The following is an 18,486-nucleotide window of genomic DNA, read 5'->3' as shown; positions in this document are numbered from 1 at the left end:
GTATTTTAAAACAAACCACTGATTATTAATAATTTAAAGGTAAGGTAGAGATTAGGAGTTATGATTTTGCTACATGAATTTATGATTTTGTAACAGCGGACCTGAGTGCTGAGGAGGTTGTAGAAACGATAGGTCGGTATTGGTGGGTAATGTCGGGTTCTGAACCCGACACCACCCTGGCTGTCGAACACTAATTGATGTGAGTTATGGATAGCTCCGTAACATCCAATGCTTTTTCTGTCATCACGACGCAGGAGGGATGACAAATGGCGGGCTATAATAAACGGGACAACAAGGGCTTGTCTGCTATTCATAACTCACGCCCGTCAGAAGTCAATCCGGTACAGGAAGATCGGCAGGAAGCCTAACTGGTATTCCTGCTTGATAATGCTACCGTCGGGTTGTGGGGCGTAGCTGAGCGACAGGATGTTCTGGACGCCCAGTACGTTAACCAGATCGACCGAAACGGTGTGCGTCAGGCCCCGGCGACCGACAGCGCCCCGGTTGATTTTGTAGTCGGCCTTCAGATCGAACCGTCGATACGGTGTAAACTGAATGGTGTTGCGTCCGTCATTCTGAAAAATAACTTCCTGATTCAGGCGCGACGCCCGCTCATCGACGGGGCCGTACCAGCGCCCGCCCGTGGCGGTGTACTTGAAGCCGAGCGTGAGCGATGACCGCCGGAACGAAAACTCGCGGGCGAACAGGGCGTTGAACGCGTAGCGACCGTTGAAATCGGTATTACGCAGGACGCCGTCCGAGCCTTTGTATTTCGCATCGAACAGCGAGCCAGTCAGCAGGAAATAGTAGTGGTTGCTGAAGAACTTCTCGACGGTCAATTCCACACCGTAGTTGCGACCCGTACCGGTGTTGACCACCGGACCCGGGAAGACCCGGGAGAAAGAAGCCCCTGAATTAACCAGCGAAAACGACGACCGCTCCCGCTCGACGGGAATATTAAACAAACGCTGGTAGTACGTTTCCAGCAGCACGCGGATGTTGCGGCCCAGCAGTCGCTGGTAGCTGGCGACGTAATGCCAGCTTTTGGTCAAGCCCATGTTCCGGTTGGCCAGTTGCCCCGCGCCGGTTGAGCTGTTGAGGTCTTCGGCGTAGAAGTAAGCGTATACCGGCTGAATCTGGCTGTGAAGCCCCGTAGCGAGACTCAGCTTCTGGCGACCCGGCAGGTCCCAGCTCAGACCCAGCCGCGGTTCGATGGGCGACAGGCTCTTGTTGTTGAGGGTAAACCAGAGCGCGTTCAGACCGGCCGTCAGGGTCAGGTTGTCGGTCAGGCGGTTGCGGTAGCTCACGTACGGTTGCAGGAGCGCAAAAGCTTCGTTGGTGTTCCAGCGCGTACGCCAGGGAGTAAAGCGGGTAGAGTTAACATCGACGAATGTCCGGACGCTGTCGAATGCTTTGAAATGATACAGATCCGTGTTCAGCCCCGCCTTGATGGTGGCCCGGGCGCTGAGCTTGTGGTTGATGTAAGTCGACAGTGAGTAGCGAACTTCCGAAAAACGGTAATCCAGAATCGGGCGCAGCGAATCGATAACGTAGCGGCTGTTTTGTACCAGTGGGTTGCCGTTGCCGTCTTTGCGCAGAAACAGATAATCGTGATTGGCGTCCTGCGCATTGCCCGACACGGCCAGCGTCGCCTTCCAGAACGTCTGCCGGTTTAGGGGCCGGGTATATGTCAGGCCAGCCACGCCCATTCGGGAGGTGTAGTATTGGTCGCGGTCGTTCTGGCCGAAAATGTTACGATCTTTGACCTCCTGCTGGCTGATCAGGATATCGATCGTACTCGTGCCGCCGAGCGCCCAGATGGCTAGCGAGCCGCCCGATTCGCCGTTCCGCTTCTTCAACGGGAAATTCAGGCGAAAAAAGCCGTCCTGGTAGGTGGGTACGGCCTGCGTGCCAATGTCAATGCCCAGTTTGTTGAACAGCCATAGGTTGGCGTACCGATACGTAGCCAGGTAGGACGCGCCCGATTTTTTTGATAGGGGTCCCTCTACCATCACTTCCGTACCCAGAAAGCCGAATTGCAGCATTTTCTCGTGGCGTTCGTTGTTGCCGTTGCGAAGCTTCAGATCAAACGCACCAGCAATGGTGTTGCCAAATTCGGCCGGAAATGCGCCTGTGAAGAAGTCGGAGTTGGCCAGGTATCGGTTGTTGATGATACTGACCGGCCCCCCCGACGTACCGGCAATGGCAAAATGATTGGGGTTAGGAATGCTGATGCCATCGACCCGCCACAGCACGCCCTGCGGGGAGTTACCCCGGATCACGATGTCGTTGCGGGAGTCGTCGGCCCCCTGCACTCCGGCGAAGTTGGACGCCATGCGGGCCGGTTCGCCCCGGCTGCCGGCGTAGCGGTTGGTTTCGTCGACCGAAAACTGCCGGGCCGATACGACCGCCATTTCGTTGCGGGCCTCGCCGGTGCGCTGCGCCTGAACAGTCACGGACGAAAGCTGCCGAATTTCTTCTTCCAGTTCAATATCCAGAATTCGCTCCCGGCCGGCATCAACAATGATGTCGTTCAGCAGGGCGTCTTTGTAGCCGACCAGCGAGACCTTCACCGTGTGTCGTCCCACCAGAACACCGGCCAGCCGGAAGGCCCCCGACGTATCGGCGACGGTACCTTTATCAACCGTAGTCACCAGCACAGTGGCCCCAACGAGCGGAAATTTGGACTCTTTATCAACCACCCGTCCGCGCAGGGTCTGGGTCGCCTGCCCTATGGCCAGATGAGTGTACAGAAAACAAATAAGCAGTATGATAAACGGTGGTTTCATAAAACGAAATGCGTGTGTTTGGACAGGCCAATACGTATGCGAATAAAGATGTCTACACAGTTTCGGGTTGAATATAGTTGGTATTATGGTTTTCAGTAAACGAGCTTTCATACAATTCGACGTGCATTTGATTAACCGTAGGACGAATCAAACGTAGTCATCACTAGTCCGTTATAAAACCGACGGTTTATCTCCGGTAGGATTGGGTTTATCTTCGGCGGGGAAATGCCGCCATGTATCAAGGATGGAGACTGATCGAAGAGGAATGAGAAACCATAAATTTACACACTCACGGACGGCGATTTCCGAAACTCCGACGGGGTTCGTTGCGTGTGCTGCTTGAAGAACGTAGTGAAATAGGCCGGGGAGCTGAAGCCGGTTTCGTAGGCAATTTCGGCGATGGGTTTACCGGTTTCGGCCAGTAGTGCTTTGGCTTTCTTGAGCCGGATTTCTACGAAGTATTCGTTGACGTTTTTGCCCAGCAGCGCCTGCGCTTTGCGATAAAGCTGCACCCGCGATAGGCCCATCTCACGGCTTAGCTGCTCCACACCAAACGACGGATCGGTCAGGTGGTTTTCGATCAGGGTCGTCAGTTCGTTCAAAAATTTCTTTTCCTGCCGGTTTTCGGTTTTCGCCAGGTAATCGCCGGTGTAGCGCTTCTGCCACTTTTCCCGATTGGCCAGCGTTGTGTTGATCGTTTCCAGCAGGTACGCCATTTGAAACGGCTTGGCAATGTACGCATCGGCCCCAGCGCGGGTGCCCTCGATACGTTCCTCCATCTGGCCTTTGGCCGTCAGCAGGATAACCGGTATGGTTGACGTCCGGAAATCGCTCTTCACGCGCTGGGTGAGCTCAAGGCCATCCAAAGCGCCGGGCAGCATGATGTCGCTGATGATCAGATCCGGTATGGTTTCCAGGATGCGTTCCCAGCCCCCCTCAGCCGATGGTTCCGCCACTACGTCATACCGGTCGCCGAGCCGGGATGCCAGGTACTGCCGCAGTTCGTCGTGGTCTTCGATGATGAGTATTGTACCCACTTTTGACGACTGAGTCGCTTGCTCATCCGGTGCAGCCAGCAGCCACTCGTCGTCAACCGGCAGGGCGGTCGAATCGGTTCGATGCGGATCGGGAATCGGGCCGATTTCGCTGGGGTCCAGGTGGGCGTTTCCCAGGGGTAGTTGCAGGGTAAAAACTGTGCCTTTCCCTTTTTCCGACTGGACCAGGAGTTCGCCATGGTGCAGGGTCATAAACTCCCGCGATAAGGCCAGGCCTAATCCGTTACCCAGCGTAAACTGGGTCGAGCCGGTGTAGAACAGGTCGAAGATGCGCTTCTGCTCTTCCGGGGTCATACCTTCACCGTTGTCCTGTACCTGAATCCGGACCGCTTCGTCGACAATAGCTAGATGCACGTGGATGAACCCGCCCCTTGGGGTGTACTTAAAGGCGTTGGACAGCAGGTTGAACAGCACTTTGTCCAGCTTTTCGCGGTCGAACCACAGGGGAATCATTGACTGGGTCGACACAAACCGGAGGTCGATGCGTTGCTTGTCGGCTTTCGCCCGGAAATCCTGCACAATGTCTTCAATAAATGTCACTACGTTGCCCTCCTGCGCCCGAAGCAGCAGCTTCCCGGCATCGGCTTTCCGGAGGTCCAGCATCTGATCGACCAGGCGCAGCAACCGGTGCGCGTTCTTCTGAATCAGCGACAAGCTGTTTTTTACCTCCCGTGTGTCCAGGTGCCTGCGGGTCAGCAGCTCATCTGTCGGGGTCAGAATCAGGCTGAGGGGCGTGTTAAACTCGTGGGAGATGTAGGAGTAAAACCGGAGTTTCTCTTCCGTTGCCTGCCGGGCCTGTTTCGATACGGCCTCAATCTGGTCTTTCTGCTGGCGAATTTCTTCGTTTTGCTGAGCCAGTCGCTGATAGGCCGCTTGTTTGGCCCGCGCCAGGTACCACGCATACGCCCCCAGAATGATTACAATCAGCAGACTGACCAGGGTAATGTACAGGCGGTTTCGCTGCGACGCGTAGGTCCGGTTCAGGTCGTCGATCCGCTGGCGCTGCCGTTCAATATCAATCTGCTGCTCAGTCACCTTATCGTTCTGAAGCTTCATGATCTGAACGTTTGTCGAATCGATCAGCGTAATTGGCAGGCGATTCTCGCGTTTAAACGGCTGTTTCTGCAGGATGGCCATGGCCGTCCGTATCGCTTCTTTGCCGCCGGTCGGGTAGAGAACGGTGGCGCTGAGAATGCCCCGGTCTACCAGGTCAATGCCTTCGTTTTTGCCGGGCAGCCCGTCGACCCCGATAATCCTGATCTGCTTATCTAAGCCCAACTGCTGACAAACCCGGTACGCTTTCAGAGCGGTGCGGTCGTTCTGGGCAAAAATGAGTTGAATGCTTGGGCGGGTTGTTAGCAGGCGGGTAAGCTCCGGTGCGAAAGAGCGCTTATCCCAATCGCCTGCCAGCTTGCCCACCAGCCGAATGCCGGGTTGTCGGCCGATAGCTTCTACAAAGCCCCGGTGCCGGTCAATATCGGCCGAGGAGCCCGGCGATTCCCCAATTTCAATGACGTCTCCCTTGCCGTCGAGTAAAGCACCGGCGTAGATACCGGCTGTACGGCCTACTTCTACGTTGTCGGCTCCTACGTAAGCGGTGTATTGATCCGAAGCGGTCCGGCGGTCGAGTACGATGACGGGAATACCCTGCTGGTAGGCTTTCTCCACGATGGGCGTGATGGGGCGGGCCGAGTTGGGCGAAACGATCAGCAGATCAATCTGCTGGCCGATCAGCTCCTGGATTTGCTCAACCTGTTTGGCGCTTTGTCCACCAGCATCCTTAACAATAAAATCAACTCCGGGATAGAACGACAGCTCGCGGTTCATGCCTTCCAGCATGGTTTTACGCCAGGTATCCGCCGTAGTGCGCTGCGAAAATCCAATCCGATAGGCCGGTTCCTGCGGTGTTTCCGAGCAACCCGATAAAGCAACGCTGACAAATACAAAGAAACCCCAGCACAACAGTTGGTAAGCCCTTCCTTTGGGGCTGCCTAACTGCCGTGCTGGGGAAAAAAGAAGGTGCTTCATCTATCGGAAGGGTATCATCGATAACCTGTAATGGATAAAGATAGTACCCTCCGTTGGATGTTTTACTGATTAATTGCTAAAATTTTAATGCAGACCCGTAAGGCCGCTTAGCCGAGACGTAGTGATTGCAGGATACTTACCACGTATCCCGACTCAACCATCTGCTCCGACGGGGCCGACCGGTCGATCAGCATACCCGCTACGGCCACGGCGAGGGCAATGACCAGTGCCGGCCAGAACCCATGAATAGTGAAGCTGTCGAGAATACGGTCAATGAGTTTCAGTAAGAGGGCTGTAACCAGGATGCGGACAATACCTGTTAGCAGGAAAAACGTAATGAGATTCAGCGGAAAGCGGATAATCCAGCCGACGAAGAAATTGAGCAGGCCCAGGAGCACCGCAATCAACAGGGCCGTTCCGAAGTTTTTAACGTCAACCTGGGGCATGATGTACGCCAGCCCAAAAATTACGGCAGCATCCAGTAACAAATGTAAAATCAGGTTCATAAATTCTTGGGTGTTTGATGGTTCGACGTTCGAAGTTAGCCGTTTAACCCGTACCAGCTTCAAACGCCGACCATCTTATTTGGCTATTGGCTCGATTGGCTCGAATTACTTCGTCCGTCGCCTTCCTGGAAATACGGCCGGTTTTCGTCACCGGTCGGGTAATCGTGCTGGCGCAGGCTGTCGTAGATGGTACCCGTAATGGTTACGGCAAAGCCAATCAGCACGGCCGACCAGAATCCCCGCAGCGAAAACCCATTGAACAGACGCGCCAGTAGAATCAGCGCAACAACGGTCAGGATCATCCGTACGAAGAACGTAATCGTAAAAAACGTCATCAGATCCTCAATGGTATAACGCATGCCAAAGCTAAGGCCTACGTTCAGCAGCGCAATCACCACCGCGATCACAAAGACAATGCCTCCGTCTTTTACTTGAGTTTGGGGCAGATACCGGGCCATAAGGTATATGACGGCGGTGTACAGCAGTACCGGTCCTATTAAGCTTACCATATTCGTTGAGTTTGGTTTATTTACTCTATAAACTATAAAGACAATTTGTTTGATTTCGTAAGCTGCCGGTATTTTAAATCAATGCGTCGGCATTTGTGGTTATTCATGGGATCAACCACAACAAGCATGTACCGCCTTTTGATTTTTTTGCTGGCTACGTTCTTTTCCTGCGGGCAGAGTACGTCCCAGCAAACCACCGGTCAGGCCAAAGTCGACAGCTCGGGCAATTATCAATATCGCAGCGCTACCCGCGATGGGATCGGCAAAGTTTATCTGGGACGGGAAATCGCACAGGTGATGGGTCACCTCGGGGCGGCCTGGCTTGAACGACCCGAACGTGAACAGGAGGAACGTACTGACCTGCTGCTGGACGCGCTGGATCTAAAACCAACCGACGTAGTAGCCGACATTGGGGCCGGGACGGGCTATTTCACGTTCCTGATGGCTCCTGAAGTGCCCCGGGGTAAGGTGCTGGCCGTAGATATTCAGCCGGAGATGATTGAGTACCTCAACGCGGGGAAGCGGAAGCGAAATGCATCAAACGTTGAGGCCGTGCTGGGCACTGAGTCGAATCCAAAATTGCCCGCCAACAGCGTTGATCTGGCTATCCTGATCGATGCCTACCACGAGTTTTCGTATCCCCGCGAGATGATGGATAATATTGTGAAGGCGTTGAAGCCGGGTGGTCGGGTGGTGCTGGTCGAGTACCGCGCCGAAGACCCCAGCGTGCCAATTAAGGAACTGCACAAGCTGAGTGTCGCGCAGGCAACCAAGGAGATGAAAGCGGCCGGGCTGAAGCTAATCAAAAACGACGACCGATTACCGCAGCAGCACGTCATGTTTTTCGGCCGGTAGTTATAATTGCTGTCAATTATTGCACCGGGAGCCACCCGACTCAGGCCAGCCAATAGCTTAGTGGCCTAATCGCTTCTTTCAGCTTAGATGATCTTATCTTTCTTGAGGGTAGTAACTTACTTTGAACGCTGGCTTGCTCTGCGGTAAGCCGTCAACGACTAGTATGCTCTGACGATGCAGGACTTATCAGCATAACCTTGATTATATAACTGCGAATTCGTCTTTGAAAGAAAAATTAGTCTTACAAACTCAGGTGTTCTGAAACAGGCATTTAGTGAGATGGACACTCCTTAAGCTAGGATAGCCTTATTCAACTTATAAGAAGCAACGAGTGGTTTACCCTGCCAGGACCCTGCCCCGAAGCTAGCTACTCAACCTAACTCCTCAGCCAATCGCCCCAGCCCTTCACCAATCCGCTCTCAGTCGATGGTGTGATTAACCACGTAGTCTTTTTTGTAGGCTGTTTTGGTGCTAGTCGATGATCACACCAACAGACCTACCCAGTAAGAGACGGCTTCCTTCTCAATTCTATTCATCCGTACATGCAATGCTGACCGCTCAATGGGCGTAGCGTACCCATCGGGAAGCTAGCCGGGAGGAGGGTGTATGAAAAACGCCGTTTTAGGGCTCAGGATGTATCAGTTAAGCCAGGATTGACAGTATTTGAGACGGAATTGATACTCCGTCTGGGGAAGATTTGGAACGTTGGCCCACAAAAGCGGTAAGTGCCCGTTTTGTGCAAGTCAAAAACTAGTAAGAACTGGTTTTGGTAGCTTCTTAAATTGTAACATCTGTATATGATCATCATTTGAACAATGTAAATAAGGTTAATACATGGTTTCCAAAATAAATGTAGAAATAATTTGTGCAACCGAATAGTTGCATATAGATTTGCAACCAATTGGTAGCAAATAACAAAGATAACCATGAGACGTGACGTTTTTCAAGCCATTGCCGATCCGACTCGAAGAGCCATTCTAAGTTTGATCGCTTTGCAAGCCATGACGCCTAATGCGCTGTCCGAACACTTTAATTCCAGCCGACAGGCGGTTTCTAAACACATTAAAGTTCTGACCGAGTGTCAATTAGTCAATCAGGTACAATCAGGCCGGGAAATCTATTATCATTTTAACCCCGAAACGATGAAGGAAGTCGCCGACTGGTTAGAACCCTTCCGCCAATTATGGGAAGACCGTTTTAACCAATTAGATAGTGTATTAGATCAACTAAAATCAAACCAGCATGAGCAGTAACCGCAAAACTCAGATTGTTGCCCAGGCAGGCAAACAAGAGTTGTTCATCAGTAGGGTGTTCAATGCGCCACCAGAAGTGGTCTTCAGGGCCTTTAGCACCCCCGATCTTTTAGAGCAATTTTTTGCCCCGGCCGGTACGACGGTGAAATTTGATGTTGCTGATTTTCGTTCAGGCGGCAAATACCGCTATACGCAATGTGATGCGAATGGGAATGCCTTAGCTGCCTTTAGCGGAGTTATTCACGAGGTGACAAGCCCTGAACGTATCATTCAAACCCAGGAAATGGAAGGCTTGCCCCAGGCTGGTCATGTGGTGCTGGAAGCGATGCACTTTGAGCGTATATCGGACAACCAAACAAAATTGACCATTCATGACGTATGTATGAGCGTGGCCGATCGGGATGCCATCATTGAAAGTGGCATGGCCAGCGGCTTGACGGCTATTTTTGATCAACTCGACGAAGTACTAAACGGAATCTAAACGTCAACTAACATGAATTCCGAAACACATACTGGAGCTCCAACAAGCATATCGGTATCAGCTGCCTGGCTTTCTATTACCGCTGCCGTCATCGTTCTTTTGCTACTGGCTGGCTTACACGTGGTAAACCCCGAATTTGATCCCTCCTGGCGTATGGTCAGCGAGTATGCCAACGGACGACACGGTTGGGTATTATCCCTAATGTTTGGTGCCTGGGCCGTAAATTCTTGGTCATTAGGCGTTGCAATCCGCTCGCAGTTAACCACCACTTGGGGGAAAATTGGGTTGCTGTTCCTGATCCTGGCGGGTATGGGCGAAGCAATGGCAGCCGTCTTTGACATTACCCATCCGCTTCATACCGTGGCCGACGGGTTGGGAATTCCTTGCCTACCGGTTGCCGCTATGCTGATTTGTATACAGCTTAGTCGTAGGCCAGCCTGGTACCCGGCGAAGAAAATGCTGCTGTGGACAGCCAATTTGACCTGGGTGAGTGTGGTCATCGCGGCTGGTACGTTTGTCCTTTTACTGGTAACTTACTCGCAGGCGGGTGGTGATCTAAACGCATCGTCTACCAGCGTAACTGTGTTGCCTGCCGGCACAATTGGCTTAGTTGGGTGGGCGAACCGACTCTTAGTTGTGCTCTACTGTGTTTGGGCCGTAACCGTCGCCTGGCAGTCAATCCGATTGGCCCCGAGCATCAAAGGCGACCCACAACTGATGGTATCGAGTCGGCGCAACAACCAGCGGGAAGGAGCACCTGCACTGCCCCTTTAGGAACTTGGTTGTACATAGGCTGACTCAATCTTCATAGTGTATTGCCCCGGATAAACGGGAAATCCAGGGCAATACATTATAGGCTAGGGTAGGTAGCTCCGTGGCCTTTGAAAACGGCAAATCAGGGTGAGCGTGATATAGGGAATTTCCTTTACCATTCGCCCATATGAAAGCTATTTCTACGGCTTCCCTAGCTTGTCACCTGGTTACTCAACAACACATACATCTAAACCGAAGTTAACTCCCTGCCCGCCAGCTTACTTTTGCGGAAGCCGTACGAAAAATAAATGACGAGTCCGATCACGAGCCAGACCACAAAAATGGCCCAGTTGGTAACACCAAGTTCGGTCATCAGGTACAGGTTCGTCAGAATGCCCAGGACCGGCAGCAGCGAGAAATTGCGCTGAAAGGCAAGCACCGACAAAATGGCCCAGGTCAGCCAGAAAATTATGAGTAGTGGCTTCTCCGCAAAATGGGTTGAAAAGTTGCCGGTGTACACCGTAAACCCGAGGGTGGCAATGAATCCCAGACCAATGATGAACTTCCCGTTGACGTAGGGAACCCGAAACTTCGACTCTTTGGAAATGCCTTTCGCGTCCAGGTACAGGATACCCCCACAAACCAGAATGAAGGCAAAGAACGTACCGACACTGGTCAGGTCGATGAAAAACTGCATATCCAGGAACAGCGATGGAATGGCAACCAGCGCACCCGTAATGATCGTGGCGAAGGAGGGCGTCCGGTAGCGCGGGTGAATCTGCGCAAACTTCGGCCACAGCAGCCCATCGCGACTCATGGTCATCCAGATACGTGGCTGTCCGAGCTGATACACCAGCAGGGCACTTGTGATGGCCACTACGGCGCTAACCGAAATAACGCCAGCCACAAAATCCAGATTCACTTTCTGAAACACATACGCTAGGGGATCATCGACGCCCAGCTCCTTGTAATTCACCATGCCGGTTAGCACCAGCGTGATCAATACGTAGAGAACGGTACAGATAATCAGGCAATACATCATGGCTTTGGGAAGATCGCGCTGTGGATTGCGGCACTCCTCGGCCGTGGTAGAAATGGAGTCGAAGCCGATGAAGGCAAAAAATACCGACGCAACCCCACTCAGTACGCCACCCACGCCATTCGGGGCAAAGGGCGACCAGTTGGCTGGCTTTACATAAAATGCACCGACCAGAATGACCAGCCCGATGACGGCCAGTTTCAGAATGACCAGCAGGTTGCTGGCATTGCGGGATTCTTTGATGCCGATGTAGACCAGATACGTAATCAGAATGGTAATGATGCCCGCGGGGAGGTCCAGGATCAAGCGCAGGCTACCGAGCATTGGAGCAGCCTCGTAGGCCCGGGCGAGGGCTTGCACATTGGCCGGAACGGCTTCGCCCGTGCGCAGGGCGGCCTGTACCTGTTCGTAGGCGCGATGGGCCGACCCGTAGTCGCTGGATAGATAGCCCGGAAATTGAATGCCGAATCCATTGAGCATGGATGTAAAATACTCTGACCACGAAATGGCGACGACCATGTTCGACACCGCGTATTCCAGAATGAGCGCCCAGCCGATAATCCAGGCAAAAATTTCCCCGAACGAGACGTAGGCGTAGGTATACGCACTGCCGCTGACGGGTACTGTGGAGGCAAACTGAGCGTAGCTGAGGGCCGTAAACACGCAGGCAATGGCCGTAAACACAAACAGCAGCGAGACCGCCGGCCCGCCGTTGAAGCTGGCCCGACCGATGGTACTGAAAATACCGGCTCCGATAATAGCAGCAATTCCCAGCGATGTCAGGTCGCGTACGCCCAGCACTTTCACCAGGTGCGAAGCTTCTCCTTCCGTCGAATCACCGACAGCCTGCGTTACCGACTTTTTACGAAAAATGGACATGTACGATAGATGGTCAGAACTGACGCTGGAACTCGATCGGAAGATTGACCTTCGCTACAATTAGGTGCCAAATGACTGATAATCGGTTGCCAGCGTCCAAATTTCAACGTATAAAGGCTAAAAATAGAAATACTTTCCGGTTTTTTGCGCGTTAATAAGGCAAAACACCTACTCATGTCGATCCGGGTTCAGAACCTGACCAAAGAATACGGCCGGCAGAAAGCCGTCAATAATATCTCACTAACCGTGCAGCCGGGCGAGATCGTCGGATTTCTCGGGCCTAACGGCGCGGGTAAGTCTACGACCATGAAGATTGCTACGGGCTACCTTCCGCCAACCGAGGGTACCGTTGAGGTGAATGGCTTCGATGTTCGGATGCAGCCGATGGACGTCCGCCGGAGTGTTGGCTACCTGCCTGAGCATAATCCCCTGTACCTTGACCTGTACGTCAAGGAATATCTCCGATTTGCGGGGTCGCTGCATGGTATGACGGGTACGGAGCTAACCAGCCGTATTACCCAGATGATCGATCTGGTGGGGCTGGGACGTGAGCAGCACAAGCGAATCGTTCAGTTATCGAAAGGATATCGTCAGCGTGTTGGGTTGGCGCAGGCCCTGCTGCACAACCCGCCAGTGCTGATTCTGGATGAGCCGACCACCGGCCTGGACCCAAATCAGTTAGCCGAAATCCGGCAGGTAATTCGCGAAGCCGGCCGTGATAAAACGGTGCTGTTTTCGACGCACATCATGCAGGAGGTAGAAGCCGTCTGCGACCGGGTGGTGATCATTAACCGGGGGCAGATTGTAGTCGATGGATCGCTGAGTCAGTTGCGCGGGCAAACCAGCGAAGGCGTTACGGTGGTAGCCGAATTTGAAAATGATCTACGTGAGGCAACGGTCCTGTCGTCGCTGGCCGGCGTGCAACGCGTAGAATCGATAGGGCAGGGGCAGTACCGCATTACGGCCCAGGCCGGAACCGATCTGCGGGCCGCTATTTTCCGATTGGCTGCCGACCACGGATTGACGCTGGTGGGGCTGCGCCAGCAGGAAAACTCGCTGGAAAGTATTTTTAAAGAATTAACCCGGTAAGGCAGGGTAAAACCCGCTTCTACAGCATCGGATTGCCCAGAACGAATTGTCACCGTACCGTGAACGACGCTGATCAGATTCGAGGACAAAAAAAGGGCGGATGAAATCCGCCCATAAAGACTTTGCATTACATAAAGCGAGTGTCCGCCTGCGCTACCGGTTCGTTGCCATCAGCGGATATTGATCGAAAATCGACCGGACAATACCCTTGAAGTAATTGTTTTTAAAGTTTGGATTGCGCATCATCTTGGAGGCATATCCTTTCCAGATGACTTGATACGTTTCGGCATCGATGAGCGAGATCATCAGGGTGCCTTCGTCCAGGTTGTAATCAATACGTTTGTAGGTAGCATCGTCATCCTCCCGCACAACCCAGTCTTTGATCACCGGCTGCTGGTAGCCCCGGAAACGCAGGTCACTGCGGAAGATATTGTACGAAATCAGCAGGTTTGGATTGCGGTTGGCAACCCGGTAGCCGCGGGCTTCCATCTGGTGCCGGATCGCATCCTGAATGTCTGAGCAAAGCAGGGTGGAGTCAACAAACTCACACTCTAAAAAATTGAAGGATTCGTAGTTTTTGAAGTGGCCCTCGTAGCTGTAATCATGCTCCACAAACAACTTCCCGGGCATACAGCCCGCCAGACTGACAACGGCCAGTGTAAACAGGATACCGATGCATTTTTTCATACTCGCTTACGTAAACGTTTTTTATATGAGTTTAACTGAGTTAAGATGGGAATGGGGTTATGAATTCTGTGCTTTGGGTCGAACTCAAAGATAAACGTAAATGTTTGGCAAACAATAAACTATTAGAAAATTTTAATTTTCGGTTACCCCCCGATAAAAGGCAATGGACCGACGCATTTCTGCCGGTGTAACCGCAATGTCGAAGGCGCATTTTCCGGGTCCATCCAGCAGGGCCATCCGCACCTGACGCCCCCGGTTTTTCTTATCCTGAGCCGTCAGTGTAACGATAGGTTCTATGTCTGCTTCCGACAACCGCACCTTGCCATATACGGCAAATACGTACTCTTCGATTTGTGACAATAACACTTCGTCAATCATTTTCTTCTGAGTGGCAATGTAGGCTTCGGCGACCATACCTATGGCAATGGCTTCTCCGTGCAGGAGCCGCGCCCGACCCGGCTTGGTCAGGAAGTACGTTTCAACCGCGTGCCCGATCGTATGACCGAAGTTGAGAACCTTGCGAAGCCCTTTTTCGGTCGGGTCCTGCTCCACAATCCGCTGCTTGACGGCCACCGAATGCGCCACCAGTGCGGGCCAGTCCTGCTCGTCCAGGTCGCGCCGGCGAACTTCGTCCCACATGGCCGCATCGGCAATAAGGCAGTGTTTGATAACTTCGGCAAAGCCCGACCGAAGTTCACGCTCGGGGAGGGTTTGCAGAAAAGCCGGGTCGATCAGGACGGCCGCTGGCTGTTGAAATACGCCGATGTGATTCTTGTACCCTTTGAAGTCAATACCCAGCTTGCCGCCGACACTCGCGTCGACCTGCGCGAGCAACGTAGTAGGAAGTTGTGCGAATGAAATGCCCCGTTTGTAGGTAGCTGCGCAGAAGCCGCCCATATCGCCGATAACGCCCCCGCCGAGGTTAAGCACCAGCCCATGCCGGTCAAAATTAGCGCGGGTAAGCGCATCCCAGATGGTTTCGCAGGTACCGAGGTGTTTCTGTTCTTCGCCGGCTTTAATCCGGATCAGGGTGTGTTTGGGCAGCAGGGGCTCCAGCGTTGGATAACAATGGCGGAGCGTATGATTATCGACAAGAACGGCAATGGCCGAATGATCCAGCGTTTGCAGAAATGAAGACAGGCTCTCAGCGAGCGGGGCGATGGCGACAGTTGACATACCGGCAAAGGTAAGCAATCACCAAGAAGGGAGGAAAGGAGGAAGGGGAGGAGAGGGAGGAAGGGGAGAAAAGGGATGAAAGGTACCAGCAGTTTCCCTCTCCTCCCTTTTCTCCCCTTCCTCCTCTTCTCCCTTTTACGACACTACTTTCAGTGCGTCGGCGAAGGCCTGCATCTGTGGCATCGTACCGAGGCTGACGCGGCACCAGTATTGGCCGTCAAATTTCCACTGACGAACGCTCACGCCCTGCTCCATCATCTTGCCGATGAAATCATCGCCTTTCATGCGGATGGGGAACAGCACGAAGTTGGTACCCGACGGCAGATACGTGTAGCCGTTGTTCTTCAGCGTTTCGTACAGGTACTCGCGGGCTTCCAGTCCTTTCGACAACGAGTATTTGATAAATTCTTCGTCTTTATAGCAGGCCAGACCCGCCCGAATGGTCGTCATGGTCAGGCCTCCCGGGCCGCCACCCCACTTGCTGATGGCCATGAGCGTATCCGGCTGACCAACCAGATAGCCCAGCCGCAGACCCGCCATACCGTAAATTTTCGAGAAGGTACGGGCTACCAGTACGTTCTGCCCTTTCTTGATATTCTCAATGACCGAAAACTTCGCCGGGTCGCTGGTGTAGTGAATGTACGCTTCATCGACAAACACCGGTTTTTTAGCCGATACCCGGTCGACGAAGGCCCGTAGGGCAACCGGGTCGATGGTAACGCCGGTCGGGTTGTTGGGGTTGTTGACATACACCAGGCTGGTATTGTCCGAAATACGCTTTTCCATCTCGGCCAGGTTATGATCGTACCCACCGGCCGTGAGGGGCACTTTTTCCCATTTAGCGCCGTGTTGCACAGCCGCCCGCATCAGTTGCTCGTAGGTCGGGTCGGCCGAAATGATGCTGCCCCCCGGCTTTGCGTAGGTATAGTGCATGGCAGCCGCAATCAGCAGGGAGCCAGAGCCAGGTGCCAGCAGGATCTGCTCTTCCGATACGCCTTCCTGCTCGGCAATCATCTTGCGGAGCTGCGAAGCGTACTGGAACGGATACAGATAACCCTCCTGCGCGGCTTCGTTAATGACCTTCAGGGCTTTGGGCGATGGACCGTAGGGGTTTTCGTTGGCCGACAGCCGGGCCTTCAGCGCGCCTGTTTTAGGAGGAACAAATGCCGGAGCCGCGGCTTCATCGAGCCACGGCTCACAGTAGCCGGTCTGAGCAGTAGCGAGGCCTAAGCCGGAAAGCAGACCGGCCCGCAGCCAGTCACGACGGTTGAGTTGCATGGGTAATTGATTTTCGGTTTTACAGTTTAAGATTTATGGTTTACGGTATTCGGTTTACGTTTTTTAGTTCTGGTAGCTGATTGGGACAGTCCTGACCGCAGCCGATGGCCACTACCGAATACCGTAAACCGACTATTATTCTACAGCCTGAATGCGCGACAACCGGCTGAAAGCCTGACCTTTGTGTTCGCCAGACCAGGTTAGCTGAACACTGTTCCCTTTTTTGGGAGCTGCAACACCCAGCTCAGCCCAGGTTTTGGTCAGAACGGCCCGTCCGCTGGCATCTGTTTTCAGATCACCCACGGCTGTGCCATCGCGCCTGGTCAGTTTCAGAGCCAGACCAACAACCGGAATCGAATCGATACCGACTTTGTAATCCAGAATACCGCTTTTATCCAGTTCAAAGATCTTGACCGCCATCGTGACGGGACCGCCGATTTTCTGATTGACCACCGGCTCGGCCGTCAGGCCACCCCCGTCGCCCGATGCGTTGTCAATCACGACCAGCACGGGAGCTGCTACGCGGTCAACAAACGGATCTTCGGCCTTTTCGCAGGCGGTCAAACCAATGATTGTCAGTAGCGTACCTAAAAATAGTGCGTTATATCGTTTCATTGTGTGTTCGCTTTTAAAAATCAATCGATTTTACTTCTCTGCCCACCACAGTTTCGATTTCGTGTCGTTCTTTCCACCGACCAGTTCAATGCCTTTTTGGTAGTTTGCTTCGTTGAGCGATGCCTCCGACGTAGGGTAGGGCAGGCGCGTAGGCAACACACCATCGTTTTCGAAAACAGCGCGGGGGTCTTTGGCCGGTAGCACAGGAAGGCCCGTCCGGCGGTATTCCGTCCAGGATTCCAGTCCCTGCCCGAACAGCGCAATCCACTTCTGCTCCATAAGTTTCTCCTTCGTGACAGCGCCGACCGTCTTCAGATAGGCGTCTGTCATTTTCAGACCGTATTGATCAAACGAGGCCGTCATGCCCTTTTCGAAATACGTCTGCGCCGAGCCGCTGATATCACCGTCGAGGGCGGCTTCGGCCAGGATCAGGTTCAGTTCGGCGTAGGTCATGACTACCTCCGGCGAAGTTTTCTGAATAAAGTACGTACCGATGTTGGAGCTGACACCGAGATAGGTAGTTGCTACGGCGTCGGGGAGCCCGTTGGCGTGGCCGAGGTACTTGCCGTCCTTGTTGGGCTGGGCGTACACGGCCAGGCGCGGGTCACTCAGTTCGGTCAGCTTATCGACCAGCGTTTTACTCACGTTCCAGTCGGTCCGGCTGTCGTTGATCATGACCAGATACAGTTCATTGTTGCTCGACAGCACCTCCGTACATTTCAGCGACGCATTGTCGGCGTTGCTCGTAAAAATCGGGTACTTGGTGGGGTCGGCCAGAATCTCGGCCATGATCGCTCTCGACTCGGCCGACTTCTTGGCGGCCTGCCGATTGGCCAGCCGGAGCCGGAGGGAGTTGGCAAATTTCTTCCACTTCAGGATGTCGCCGTTGTAAAGAATATCGCCCGATACGGCCGGACCTTTGGTATCCAGCTTTTCATTGGCCGTTTTCAGATCGGCCAGCAGGCCGGCATATACCTTGTCCATCGAGTCGTAGGACGGGCTGTAGACCGGGGTATCGGCCGTTCCTTTGAGCGCTTCCGAGTAGGGAATGGGGCCATAGAGGTCGGTCAGCAGCGAGAACACCCACGACCGCATCACCAGTGCGATACCCTCGTAGTTGGCATTCTGGAACTTACCACCGGGTTGCGAGAGGGTAACGATACGCTGGAAGTTGACCAGACCGTCGTTGAAGAGGGATTTCCAGTTGTTGTTGTAAAACGCCACCGATAGCCCGTAGTTATCACCTTCGTTTGAGTAGATGTTGCGGGTCAGGTACTGCATCCAGAGCATGGCACCGTCGAGGTTAAGCCGCTCGAAGCGCGTCCGGCCCCCCCATGAGCGGTCTATCGAGTACTCGATGGCATACGGCAGAAGATACTGCGGACTCAGTGCCGTGGGGTTGTTGGGGTCCACATTCATCTCGTCGAACTCTTTCGTACACGAGGTGACAATGAACAGGGTAAAAAATATAATGAGTAATCTCTTCATAGTCGT

The 18,486-nt window shown here is 53.4% G+C and carries 15 protein-coding genes; 5 read left to right on the top strand and 10 right to left on the bottom strand.

Translation table 11 applies throughout. The annotated features are described in order from the left end of the window. Window positions 1-326: 326 nt before the first annotated feature. The 4 genes from BN8_RS19450 to BN8_RS19435 form a co-directional block, all read right to left on the bottom strand. Window positions 327-2,789 (bottom strand): TonB-dependent receptor, encoded by a 2,463-nt coding sequence (locus BN8_RS19450; protein WP_040006355.1) that lies wholly within the window; start codon window positions 2,787-2,789, stop codon window positions 327-329. A 281-nt stretch (window positions 2,790-3,070) separates the two neighbouring features. Next, window positions 3,071-5,872, bottom strand: a complete 2,802-nt coding sequence (locus BN8_RS19445; protein ID WP_009283640.1) for a hybrid sensor histidine kinase/response regulator transcription factor — start codon at window positions 5,870-5,872, stop codon at window positions 3,071-3,073. A 107-nt stretch (window positions 5,873-5,979) separates the two neighbouring features. Beyond that, window positions 5,980-6,378 carry a phage holin family protein gene (locus BN8_RS19440; protein WP_009283639.1) on the bottom strand — a complete coding sequence of 133 codons (399 nt, stop codon included), beginning with the start codon at window positions 6,376-6,378 and terminating at the stop codon, window positions 5,980-5,982. A gap of 83 nt (window positions 6,379-6,461) precedes the next feature. Further along, window positions 6,462-6,887 (bottom strand): phage holin family protein, encoded by a 426-nt coding sequence (locus BN8_RS19435; RefSeq protein WP_009283638.1) that lies wholly within the window; start codon window positions 6,885-6,887, stop codon window positions 6,462-6,464. 126 nt (window positions 6,888-7,013) lie between these two features. Between BN8_RS19435 and BN8_RS19430 the strand changes: the two genes are divergently transcribed. The 4 genes from BN8_RS19430 (at window position 7,014) to BN8_RS19415 (ending at window position 10,250) form a co-directional block, all read left to right on the top strand. Next, window positions 7,014-7,742, top strand: coding sequence for a class I SAM-dependent methyltransferase (locus BN8_RS19430; protein ID WP_040006354.1), 729 nt, complete (start codon window positions 7,014-7,016; stop codon window positions 7,740-7,742). 926 nt (window positions 7,743-8,668) lie between these two features. Further along, entirely contained in the window at window positions 8,669-8,995 is a 327-nt protein-coding gene (locus tag BN8_RS19425) for an ArsR/SmtB family transcription factor (protein WP_009283636.1), read from the top strand. Then, window positions 8,985-9,476 (top strand): SRPBCC family protein, encoded by a 492-nt coding sequence (locus BN8_RS19420; RefSeq protein ID WP_009283635.1) that lies wholly within the window; start codon window positions 8,985-8,987, stop codon window positions 9,474-9,476. Before BN8_RS19425 ends, BN8_RS19420 begins: the two co-directional genes overlap by 11 nt. Window positions 9,477-9,488: 12 nt before the next feature. Then, window positions 9,489-10,250: a DUF998 domain-containing protein gene (locus BN8_RS19415; RefSeq protein WP_040006353.1), complete on the top strand. Its 762-nt coding sequence runs from the start codon at window positions 9,489-9,491 to the stop codon at window positions 10,248-10,250. A gap of 226 nt (window positions 10,251-10,476) precedes the next feature. On the opposite strand, the gene BN8_RS19410 is transcribed toward BN8_RS19415, so the two are convergent. Next, window positions 10,477-12,147 (bottom strand): amino acid permease, encoded by a 1,671-nt coding sequence (locus BN8_RS19410; RefSeq protein ID WP_009283633.1) that lies wholly within the window; start codon window positions 12,145-12,147, stop codon window positions 10,477-10,479. Between the two features lie 174 nt (window positions 12,148-12,321). Here BN8_RS19410 and gldA point away from each other — a divergent pair, with 174 nt between their 5' ends. Continuing rightward, entirely contained in the window at window positions 12,322-13,236 is a 915-nt protein-coding gene (gene gldA / locus BN8_RS19405; protein ID WP_009283632.1) for a gliding motility-associated ABC transporter ATP-binding subunit GldA, read from the top strand. 153 nt (window positions 13,237-13,389) lie between these two features. On the opposite strand, the gene BN8_RS19400 is transcribed toward gldA, so the two are convergent. The 5 genes from BN8_RS19400 to BN8_RS19380 all read right to left on the bottom strand — a co-directional run bounded on the left by BN8_RS19400 (window position 13,390) and on the right by BN8_RS19380 (window position 18,480). Continuing rightward, entirely contained in the window at window positions 13,390-13,923 is a 534-nt protein-coding gene (locus BN8_RS19400) for a DUF4136 domain-containing protein (RefSeq protein ID WP_009283631.1), read from the bottom strand. Window positions 13,924-14,055: 132 nt separating this feature from the next. After that, window positions 14,056-15,099 carry a 3-dehydroquinate synthase gene (aroB, locus tag BN8_RS19395; RefSeq protein ID WP_009283630.1) on the bottom strand — a complete coding sequence of 348 codons (1,044 nt, stop codon included), beginning with the start codon at window positions 15,097-15,099 and terminating at the stop codon, window positions 14,056-14,058. 135 nt (window positions 15,100-15,234) lie between these two features. Beyond that, on the bottom strand, window positions 15,235-16,377 hold the full coding sequence (locus tag BN8_RS19390; protein WP_009283629.1) for a pyridoxal phosphate-dependent aminotransferase: 1,143 nt from the start codon (window positions 16,375-16,377) through the stop codon (window positions 15,235-15,237). A gap of 135 nt (window positions 16,378-16,512) precedes the next feature. Beyond that, window positions 16,513-16,992 carry a hypothetical protein gene (locus BN8_RS19385; RefSeq protein ID WP_009283628.1) on the bottom strand — a complete coding sequence of 160 codons (480 nt, stop codon included), beginning with the start codon at window positions 16,990-16,992 and terminating at the stop codon, window positions 16,513-16,515. Between the two features lie 30 nt (window positions 16,993-17,022). Then, on the bottom strand, window positions 17,023-18,480 hold the full coding sequence (locus BN8_RS19380; protein WP_040006363.1) for a SusD/RagB family nutrient-binding outer membrane lipoprotein: 1,458 nt from the start codon (window positions 18,478-18,480) through the stop codon (window positions 17,023-17,025). Window positions 18,481-18,486: the final 6 nt, after the last annotated feature.

It is taken from the genome of Fibrisoma limi BUZ 3 (genome assembly GCF_000296815.2).
In the GTDB taxonomy this organism is placed as follows: domain Bacteria; phylum Bacteroidota; class Bacteroidia; order Cytophagales; family Spirosomataceae; genus Fibrisoma; species Fibrisoma limi.
The sequence above is the reverse complement of the archived record's forward strand: the minus strand, read 5'-3'. Positions and strand labels throughout refer to the sequence as shown.

Coding starts and splice junctions, on each gene's coding strand:
- BN8_RS19410 (WP_009283633.1), bottom strand. CDS start 12,147: ATGTCCATTTTTCGTAAAAAGTCGGTAACGCAGGCTGTCGGTGATTCG.
- BN8_RS19440 (WP_009283639.1), bottom strand. CDS start 6,378: ATGAACCTGATTTTACATTTGTTACTGGATGCTGCCGTAATTTTTGGG.
- BN8_RS19425 (WP_009283636.1), top strand. CDS start 8,669: ATGAGACGTGACGTTTTTCAAGCCATTGCCGATCCGACTCGAAGAGCC.
- BN8_RS19400 (WP_009283631.1), bottom strand. CDS start 13,923: ATGAAAAAATGCATCGGTATCCTGTTTACACTGGCCGTTGTCAGTCTG.
- BN8_RS19430 (WP_040006354.1), top strand. CDS start 7,014: ATGTACCGCCTTTTGATTTTTTTGCTGGCTACGTTCTTTTCCTGCGGG.
- BN8_RS19380 (WP_040006363.1), bottom strand. CDS start 18,480: ATGAAGAGATTACTCATTATATTTTTTACCCTGTTCATTGTCACCTCG.
- BN8_RS19420 (WP_009283635.1), top strand. CDS start 8,985: ATGAGCAGTAACCGCAAAACTCAGATTGTTGCCCAGGCAGGCAAACAA.
- BN8_RS19450 (WP_040006355.1), bottom strand. CDS start 2,789: ATGAAACCACCGTTTATCATACTGCTTATTTGTTTTCTGTACACTCAT.
- BN8_RS19415 (WP_040006353.1), top strand. CDS start 9,489: ATGAATTCCGAAACACATACTGGAGCTCCAACAAGCATATCGGTATCA.
- BN8_RS19385 (WP_009283628.1), bottom strand. CDS start 16,992: ATGAAACGATATAACGCACTATTTTTAGGTACGCTACTGACAATCATT.
- gldA (WP_009283632.1), top strand. CDS start 12,322: ATGTCGATCCGGGTTCAGAACCTGACCAAAGAATACGGCCGGCAGAAA.
- BN8_RS19390 (WP_009283629.1), bottom strand. CDS start 16,377: ATGCAACTCAACCGTCGTGACTGGCTGCGGGCCGGTCTGCTTTCCGGC.
- BN8_RS19445 (WP_009283640.1), bottom strand. CDS start 5,872: ATGAAGCACCTTCTTTTTTCCCCAGCACGGCAGTTAGGCAGCCCCAAA.
- BN8_RS19435 (WP_009283638.1), bottom strand. CDS start 6,887: ATGGTAAGCTTAATAGGACCGGTACTGCTGTACACCGCCGTCATATAC.
- aroB (WP_009283630.1), bottom strand. CDS start 15,099: ATGTCAACTGTCGCCATCGCCCCGCTCGCTGAGAGCCTGTCTTCATTT.